This is a genomic window from Halomonas sp. KM-1 (assembly GCF_000246875.1).
Lineage (GTDB): Bacteria > Pseudomonadota > Gammaproteobacteria > Pseudomonadales > Halomonadaceae > Halomonas > Halomonas aerodenitrificans.
This window is the reverse complement of record NZ_BAEU01000024.1, coordinates 1-8,221: the sequence shown is the minus strand read 5'-3', so window position 1 is coordinate 8,221 and position 8,221 is coordinate 1. Positions and strand designations below refer to the sequence as shown.

General features: G+C 66.4%; 7 protein-coding genes. 6 read left to right on the top strand and 1 reads right to left on the bottom strand.

Annotated elements, in window-relative coordinates; translation table 11 throughout:
- Positions 1–19: 19 nt before the first annotated feature.
- Complete coding sequence (locus B8115_RS02085; protein ID WP_010626084.1) at positions 20–1,063, bottom strand: TRAP transporter substrate-binding protein; 1,044 nt, start codon at positions 1,061–1,063, stop codon at positions 20–22.
- Positions 1,064–1,653: 590 nt separating this feature from the next.
- On the opposite strand from B8115_RS02085, the gene peaA reads away from it, so the two are divergent.
- The 6 genes from peaA to B8115_RS02055 all read left to right on the top strand — a co-directional run.
- Positions 1,654–3,213 carry a quinohemoprotein amine dehydrogenase subunit alpha gene (gene peaA, locus B8115_RS02080; RefSeq protein ID WP_010626083.1) on the top strand — a complete coding sequence of 520 codons (1,560 nt, stop codon included), beginning with the start codon at positions 1,654–1,656 and terminating at the stop codon, positions 3,211–3,213.
- A 20-nt stretch (positions 3,214–3,233) separates the two neighbouring features.
- Complete coding sequence (gene peaB / locus B8115_RS02075; RefSeq protein ID WP_010626082.1) at positions 3,234–4,661, top strand: quinohemoprotein amine dehydrogenase maturation protein; 1,428 nt, start codon at positions 3,234–3,236, stop codon at positions 4,659–4,661.
- Positions 4,658–5,011 (top strand): quinohemoprotein amine dehydrogenase subunit gamma, encoded by a 354-nt coding sequence (gene qhpC / locus B8115_RS02070; protein WP_010626081.1) that lies wholly within the window; start codon positions 4,658–4,660, stop codon positions 5,009–5,011. The genes peaB and qhpC overlap by 4 nt, the downstream gene beginning before the upstream one ends.
- Positions 5,011–6,111, top strand: coding sequence for a quinohemoprotein amine dehydrogenase subunit beta (peaD, locus tag B8115_RS02065; RefSeq protein ID WP_010626080.1), 1,101 nt, complete (start codon positions 5,011–5,013; stop codon positions 6,109–6,111). The genes qhpC and peaD overlap by 1 nt, the downstream gene beginning before the upstream one ends.
- An 84-nt stretch (positions 6,112–6,195) precedes the next feature.
- Entirely contained in the window at positions 6,196–7,896 is a 1,701-nt protein-coding gene (locus B8115_RS02060; RefSeq protein WP_010626079.1) for an ABC transporter ATP-binding protein, read from the top strand.
- A partial coding sequence (locus B8115_RS02055; RefSeq protein WP_010626078.1) for a hypothetical protein occupies positions 7,887–8,221 on the top strand: 335 nt, incomplete at its 3' end. The genes B8115_RS02060 and B8115_RS02055, both read left to right, overlap by 10 nt.

Here is an 8,221-nt window from a genome sequence, read left to right as displayed (position 1 = left end):
GCACTCTGCAGGACTTGGCTCAAAGGAACTCCTGCGGCACCAGCGAAGCCACGCTCTCTTCTTCGGCAGCCGCAGCCAGCTGTTCATGGAAATACCGCATGGCTTCCATACCGTCGACGCCTCGACTATCGGCAACCGAAGCCGCCCACTCCTCGACCAAGGTATCGCTGATGCTGCGCAAAGCCTCCAGGTCATTGCCATTGAGTTCGGTAAAGGTGTGACCACGCTCCTCGGCGAACTCTACGCCGCGTACATCAACGGTATCCATCATATACCCGAACAGCCGCGACAACCGTTCGCCGGAAACGGCCTCGATCGCCTCGCGATCTTCGGGCGAGACCTGATCCCACACCGTGGGATTGACCACGATGGTGAAGCTGCCGCGATAGAAACCGCCATCCACTTTGAGGGTGTAGGGGAAGACCTCCGCAACACGGAAACTGCGCAGCCCCTCCGGCACCAGCATGGCCCCGTCGATGACGCCTTGCGAGCCCGCCTCGTAGACGCTGGTGGGCGGCAGCGCCACACCGGTCAGCTCGAGAGCATTGGAAAGTTCCCCCATCACCCCGCCACCGACACGAATTCGCTTGCTCATCAGATCATCGAGAGTGGCGTACTTGTCACGACTGAAGATCCAGCCCGGGCCGTGCACGCCGGCGGCCACCACCTCGACGCCACGATGCTCACCGGCCTGGGCGAGGTACTCCTGATGCGTACGCCAGTAGGCGGCGGAAGCATGCTCGGAGGAGAAGTCCTCGAAGGTGGGGAATTCCGGCAGCTTGGTCAGCTCGAAGCGGCCGGTATTGTATCCATGGAAGACCCAGGTGGCATCGGCGATGCCGTCGGCAACGATCTCCATCTGCGAGGCTGGTGGCCCCATGTCGTGCACCACCTCGACGGTCACGCGACCCTCGGTGGCCTCCTCGATCCAGGCCTTCCAGGTCGGCCAGACGATGGTGTTGATACCGTGGTTCGGACCTGCCCAGGTGCTGACGGTAATGGTTGTCTGGGCTTGTGCAGAGACACTCAGGGTTGCGGTAACCAAAGCGCCGAGCAGCAGCATTCTATTGTTCTTGCGCACGTTTCTTCCCTCCTTTCGCCATGGGCGGCAGTTCTTGACGTTATAGGAATGAGCCGAAAGGTCTCGTAGTGATACAACAAAATTTGGAAAAAGGATATTTATGAAACACTCAATACGTACGATGCTACCTCATGGCGTCGAGTGCAACGGCTTTCACCGCGAACGGCATCAGACATAAGTCGAATGCCTCCAACCCGCCAATCAAGGAGCCAGAGCCTAAAATGAACCACATGCCGCCACCATTGCTGGCGAATAGAGGATGCGAGGAATAAAGACACGCGACCCATGTCTTTCTTCTTCCTTCAGGTATCAAATTCTTCGAGGCAGACAGAGTCTGCAAAGTGTTTCAAGACAAGACGCTACTGTTGCAGCTTGACGCACCCGGCCGATCTCAAAAGCGACGGGGACGTCTCAAAAAAGCACATAACATTTTAATTTTAAGGAGTTTTCTCTCGACGGGCGCGGCACGTGCAGAGTGAATGACACAGGCGTTACGACACCTCGACCTTGGCGCTGCCGCAACGACGGCTGTGCACACCAGGACAACAACAACGCGAGGAGAACTCCCCGTGATGAAGCAAGCTTTCTCGACAGGACTCTGTAGCCTGGCCCTACTGCTGCCAGCCCTGGCCCAGGCCTCCCCAAGCGGTGAGGCCATCAATCGTTACTGCACCGGCTGCCATCAGGCCCAAGACGGCGCTGGGAGCTGGAGCCGTATCAGCCAGCAGCGCAAGACGCCGGAAGGCTGGGACATGACGGTGGCACGCATGCAGATCATGCATGGCCTGGAACTGCCCGCCGACGCACGCCGCGATATCGTCAAGTATCTGGCCGACACCCAGGGCCTTGCCCCCGAGGAGAGCGCTCCCCAGCGCGAGCTGATCGAGCGCCGTCTCAACCGCATCGAATCCTTCGACCATCCCAGCTACCAGGAGATGTGCGCCCGCTGCCATACCGGCGGCCGCGCTCAGTTGCAGCAGCGTCCGCTGGAGGAGTGGGAGCATCTGATGCACTTCCACGTAGGCCAGTTCCAGACCACCGAGTACCAAGCCATGGCCCGCGACCGGGACTGGTTCGATATCGCCCTGAACGAGATCGCCCCCTGGCTGGCCGAGACCCAAGACCTAGAGAGCGAGGCATGGAACGCCTGGCAGCAGGCCGAGGCGCCCGACCCCGAGGGGGACTGGCAGCTGTGGGGTCACTGGCCCGGTGAGGGCGACTTCTACGCCGACGTGAACATCACCGCGGGCGAGGGCGAGGACGCCTATACCCTGACCCTGGCCGGTGCCTTCACCAACGGCCGCCCCTTGACCGGCGAGGGCCGGGCCATCGTCTACACCGGCTACGAGTGGCGCGCCAACCTCGAACTCAACGGCCGCGGCTTCCAGCAGGTGCTGGACCTCTCCGGCGAGCGGCCCAGCGGGCGCATCTTCGACGACCGTGACGAGGCGTTCGGCATGCAGGTGGAGATGATGCCGGTCGCGGCCGCCGCACCCGGTCTCGTGGCCAGTCAGCCGGCCTCGCTGAAGGCCGGCGAGCGCAGCCGTCTGGTGCTGCTGGGACAAGGGCTGAACGAAGGGGAGATCGAGCTGGGCGAGGGCGTCAGCGTACGCGACGTCATCGAGCGCAGCGACCACCGCCTGGTGCTGGATGTGATGACGAATGCCGACCTGGCGCCCGGCTGGCTGAGCGTGCGCATCGGCGACAGGAGCCACGACCGGCTGCTGGCCGGCTACCGCAGCGTGGACCGTCTCGAGGTGAGTCCGGCGCTCGGCGTGGCGCGGGTGGGCAACGACAAGACCCCGCCGGTGAGCGGCGTCTTCACCGCCCTGGGCTATCTGGGAGAGGGCGAGGCGAGCATTCCCCTGGGCCAGGTGCCGGTGCGCTGGAGCGTCGCGCCCTGGGACGAGATCGCCGAGGGCGAAGAGGACGTCAAGTTTGCCGGCGTGCTGGACGCCGCCACCGGAATCTTCACCCCGGCCGGCGCCGGCCCCAACCCGCTGCGCCGGTTCAACACCAATAACGCCGGCAACCTGCGCGTCACCGCCAGCGTGGTGGGCCAGGAGGAGGTACAGGACGAGGCCCAACTGATCGTCACCGTGCAGCGCTGGAATAATCCGCCGCTTCGCTAACACCGGACCAGGAGGTCATCATGGGAATCTTGCAAGCGATCCCCCAGAACCTGCATCGGGTGGAGGTGGAAGGCCAGCCGCTGTGGTTCCATGTGCCCACCACCAGCCTGTTCGCCCCGGACCCGCTCAGCGAGGCACTGCTGGCCCTGGCCGGCCGCGAGGAGGGGTTGGATCCGCACGCCTTGCCGGGCCAGTTGATCCATGAGGTCGAGCCCGAGGAGCTGGAGGCGCGCCTGGCGCAGCTCAAGGCGCTGAAACTGGTCACCGACGGCACCGTCCAGGCCTACAACCCCCGCGTCCAGGTGGAGCAGTTCCCGCTCTCCACCGTGGTGCTCAACGTCAATACCGGCTGCAACCTGAGCTGCAGCTACTGCTACAAGGAAGACCTGGACAACCCTCGCGACGGCAAGAAGATGGACCTGGCCACCGCCCAGGCGGCCATCGAGATGATGCTGCGCGAGGCCCCGCAGCGGGATCGCTACAACGTCGTGTTCTTCGGCGGCGAGCCGCTCAGCAACATGCCGCTGATCCGCGCGGTGGTGGCCTGGGCCGAGCAGCGCATCCACGGGCTCGGCAAGGCGGTGGACTTCACCCTGACCACCAACGCCACCCTGCTCAACGAGGAGAAGATCGCCTTCTTCGATGCCCACCGCTTCGGCCTGACGGTGAGCATGGACGGCCCCAAGGCAATCCATGACAAGAACCGTATCGCCGTCAACGGCCAGGGCACCTACGACCTGGTGGCCCGGCGCATCGCCCCGTTGCTGGCCCACTATCGCTCGCGGCCGGTGGGCTCCCGAGTCACCCTGACCCAAGGCACCACTGACGTGATCGGCATCCACCACCACCTGGTCAATGAGCTGGGCTTCGCCGAGGCCGGCTTCGCCCCGGTCACCTCGGGTGACATGGCCGCCTACAACCTGACGGGCGAAGAGCTGCGTATCGTCTTCGACGGCATGCTCGAACTCGGCGAGCGTGCGGTCGCGGCTGCCATCGAGGGCCGCGACATCGGCTTCGGCAACTTCAACCAGCTGCTCACCGACATCTGGGAGGGGCGCAGCAAGGCCGTGCCCTGCGGCGCCGGGCTCGGGCTGGTGGCGGTGGACCATGGCGGCGACGTACACCTCTGCCACCGCTTCACCGGTTCCGAACTGCCGACCTTCGGCAGCGTCCGCGAGGGGCTTGACCATGCCGGCCTCAAGCAGTTCATCGAGGCCAGGAGCGATCGCAGCGAGCGCGGCTGCAGCAACTGCCGCATCCGCAACCTCTGCTCCGGCGGCTGCTACCACGAGAGCTACGCCCGCTTCGGCGATCCCATGACGCCGACCTACCACTACTGCGACCTGATGCGCGAGTGGGTCGACTTCGGCATCGGCGCCTACGCCCGCATCCTGCGTCACAACCCCGACTTTCTCGACGGCCCTCTGGCCGGGAGGCAAACCGCATGACACACAACAACAAAGGCTTCAGCGAGCTGGGGCTCACCCCTCTCAACCGCAAGGCCCGGGAGATGGAGCGGGCCGCCACCCCCGAGGCACTGGAGGAGGTTCAGGCCATGCAGACCATCGCCGGCTGCACCTCGAGCTTCGACCCCGGCTGGGAGGTGGATCCCTTCGGCGGCGTGGCCTCGCTGTGCCAGCCCATGGAGGCGGACCTCTACGGCTGCGCCGACCCCTGCTGGTGGCCCGCCCAGGTACCCGACACCATGAACACCTACCCCCACTGGGGGGATGGAGCCGACCGCGCCGAGGATGACTGGCGCAAGCTCGACAGCGTCTACCCGGGAGGCGACAAGTGATGACAAGTTCCGTGATGAAGCGACTCCACCTGCCCCTGGCGGGCCTGCTGGCCCTCGTCGTTCAGCCCTTGATGGTGGCGGCTGCCGAAGCCGAAGAGGCGCGCGAGTACCTGGTGACCATGGCCCGCCCCAACCAACTGCATGTGATCGACCCCGAGGCCCGGGAGGTGGTGCGCAGCTGCGACGTGGCGGGCGCCTTCGGCTCCGGTACCCTGCAGCTCTCCCCCGACGAGCGTATCGCCTATGTGCTGCACAACCGCTGGGAGGACGTGGTGGGCATCGACCTCACCAGCTGCGAGGAGGTGTTCCGCGCCCGTCAGTCCGAGGGCGACGTGCGCGCCAAGGCGCTCGCCTCGCTGGCGGTGAGCCCCGACGGCAGCCGTCTCTACACGGTGCAGGACCGGGTACGCCTGCATCGCGACCGCTACGAGGTGCTGGAGCCGCAGCTGGCGGTGTATGACACCTCGGCGGGCCTCGATGCCAAGCCCCTGGCCACCTTCCCCGCTCCACGCCAAGTCACCACCATGGGTGCCGCCGCGGATGGCTATCTCTACCTCGCCGGAGCCGATATCTACCGGGTCGACCCCGAGAACGGCGACACCAAGGTGGCCATCGCCAACCGCAATTGGGATCGCCCCGGCTTCAGCCCACCCGACTCCCTGGCGATGTGGTCCATCGGCGAGGTCACGGACGAGTTCGTGCGCCCTTACACGGTAGCGGAGCATCCCGGCGAGGAGAACGAGGCCTGGCACTGGGGCATCAGCCGGATCGATCTGACCACCGGCGAGACCGAAAACAAGGAGATCGCGCCCTTCGAGTTCATCATCTTCTCGATGGTCTCCGACCCCCGCGAGCGTGACGTCTTCTACGGCGTCTACACCCAGCTTAGCAAGCTGGACGCCAGAACGCGGGAGATCGTGCGGGTGATCGACCTCGACCACACCTACTATGTCATCAATACCTCCTACGACGGCTCGCGCATCTACGTGGGCGGCGCCTCCAGCGACATCGCCATCTACGATGACGACTTCAACGACCTGGGACGGATTCGCCTGCCCGGCGACATGAGCACCGCCACGTTGAAGGTGGCGCGCTTCTAGGCGCAGCACCTTTAGCCTTGTGGCGTAGCCCTCTTGGCCGGCGCTTGCGAAAGCGACCGGCCCCTCTGTGCTGGAGAACTGTCGATGCGCGAGTCCGAACCCACCCGGGAGACAGGAGCGCTGCCCTGGAACTGGCTCTATCGCCCGCTCAAGGCGCGGCGTGTGGCGCTCGCCCGACTGCTGGCGCTGAGCCTGGTGGCAACCCTGCTGGCACTGCTGCCGCCGCTACTCACGCAGCGGCTGATCGACCGCGGACTGATGCAGGGCGACTTCGCCACGGTGCTCGCCTATGTCGGCGTCCTGGTGGCGGTGGGGCTCGCCGCGCTGGGCCTGCAGGGGCTGACTCGCCTGCAGCATGTGGCGCTCTCCGTCCGGCTGCTGCTGGCGCTGCGCCGCTCGCTGTTACGTCACCTGCTGCGTCTGGCCCCCGCCCGCTGGCAGGCCCGGGGGCGGGGCGACCTGATGAGCCGCATCGACGGCGACCTGTCGATTTTGCAGGGCTTCGCCCTGGACGGCCTGCTCAGCGGCCTCTCCAACCTGCTCGGGCTGGTGGGCGCCCTGACCATGATCGGCTTTTACAGCCCCATGCTGATGGTGTTGGTGGCGCTGCTGGTGCCGCTTCAGTGGCTGTGGCTGCGCGCCTGGCGCCCGGCGCTGACCCTCCGTCAGCGGGCTCTGCGCGAACAGAGCGGCGAGATCTCCGGCTTCTGGCAGGACACCCTGGCCCTTGGCCCCTGGTTCCAGGGCCAGGCGCTGGAGGCCTCGCGGCTCAACCGCCTCCAGGGACTCGGCCACGAGCAGCTACGCCGGCTGCTGGCGGTGCGCTGGGTGGGTTTCCTCTGCGACATGGGGCCCCAGCTGATCCTTTCCCTGGCCCGGGCCGGCCTGCTGCTGTTGGGGGGCTACCTGGTGATCCAGGGGCGCCTGCAGCTCGGCGAACTGGTGGCCCTGCTGGCCTATCTTGGCATGGTGATGGCGCCCATCGGCGGCCTGCTAGGGCTCTACGGCGGCTGGCAGCGGGCCCGGGTCAGCGCGGCTCGCCTGGCCGAGCTGTTCGCCGAGCCGGCCATGAACGATCCCTACCGGGGAGAGCGTCCTGCGGGCCCCGGCGAGCTTCGCCTGGCGGGGGTACGCTTCCGCCATGCGGGACAGGCCGATGGGCTGCTGGATGGCGTCGATCTTACGCTTGCGCCGGGGCGCAAGGTGCTCATCGACGGCCCCTCGGGCGCCGGCAAGAGCAGCCTGATTCGCCTGCTGCTCGGGCTGGAAGCGCCGGAGGCGGGCGAGATCCGTGTCGACGGCGTGCCGCTGGACGCGCTCTCTCGCCACCACTGGTTGAAGCAGGTGGCTTGGGTGGAACAGCACCCCAGCCTGCTGCGCGGCAGCCTGGCGGAAACCCTGCGCGCCCTCGCTCCTGAGGCTAGCGATGCCGAGCTGGTCGAGGCACTGTCGCAGGTGGGTCTTGGCGACTGGCTAGCCGCCCTGCCGCATGGCCTCGCAACCGAACTCGGCGACCTGGGCGGCACGGTGTCCGGCGGCCAGCGCGCACGCCTGGCCCTGGCCCGGGCACTGCTCAAGAAGCCCCGCCTGGTGCTGCTGGATGAACCCACCGCGGCCCTGGATGCCGAGACTGCCCGAGCCTTTGATGCCCGGCTCGACGAACTGCTGGGCAATACCACCCGGCTAATCATCAGCCATCAGGGGAGCCATTTCAGCAATCTCGATGCCTGTTATCGTCTCCAGGACGGCAGGCTGATCGCCAGGGAGGCGACCGCATGCCCCTGAGGCCACGCCCCCTCTCCCTCGGCCTGATCGACAGCGGCACCGGGCCGGACGCCGCCGCCACGGGCTGGCTCGCCCGCTGCCATGCCCCCGGCGGCTGCGAAGATCGCCTGGGCCATGGTCGGGCTATCCTCGCCACCCTGGGCCACTATCTGCCGCTCCAGCGGCTGGAAATCGCTCTCTACAAACTGTTCGAGGAGCGCCTGACCTGTGACGCCGACAGCCTGGCGACGGCTCTCGAATGGCAGGCCGAACGGCCGCCGGCCTGGCTGCTGTGTAGCCTGGGCCTGCCGCGTGCCGATGCGCGGCTACGCGCGGCGGTGGAACG

Excerpts from the sequence above, each read along its gene's own strand:
- B8115_RS02085 (WP_010626084.1), bottom strand. The coding sequence starts at position 1,063 with ATGCTGCTGCTCGGCGCTTTGGTTACCGCAACCCTGAGTGTCTCTGCA.
- peaA (WP_010626083.1), top strand. The coding sequence starts at position 1,654 with ATGAAGCAAGCTTTCTCGACAGGACTCTGTAGCCTGGCCCTACTGCTG.
- peaB (WP_010626082.1), top strand. The coding sequence starts at position 3,234 with ATGGGAATCTTGCAAGCGATCCCCCAGAACCTGCATCGGGTGGAGGTG.
- qhpC (WP_010626081.1), top strand. The coding sequence starts at position 4,658 with ATGACACACAACAACAAAGGCTTCAGCGAGCTGGGGCTCACCCCTCTC.
- peaD (WP_010626080.1), top strand. The coding sequence starts at position 5,011 with ATGACAAGTTCCGTGATGAAGCGACTCCACCTGCCCCTGGCGGGCCTG.
- B8115_RS02060 (WP_010626079.1), top strand. The coding sequence starts at position 6,196 with ATGCGCGAGTCCGAACCCACCCGGGAGACAGGAGCGCTGCCCTGGAAC.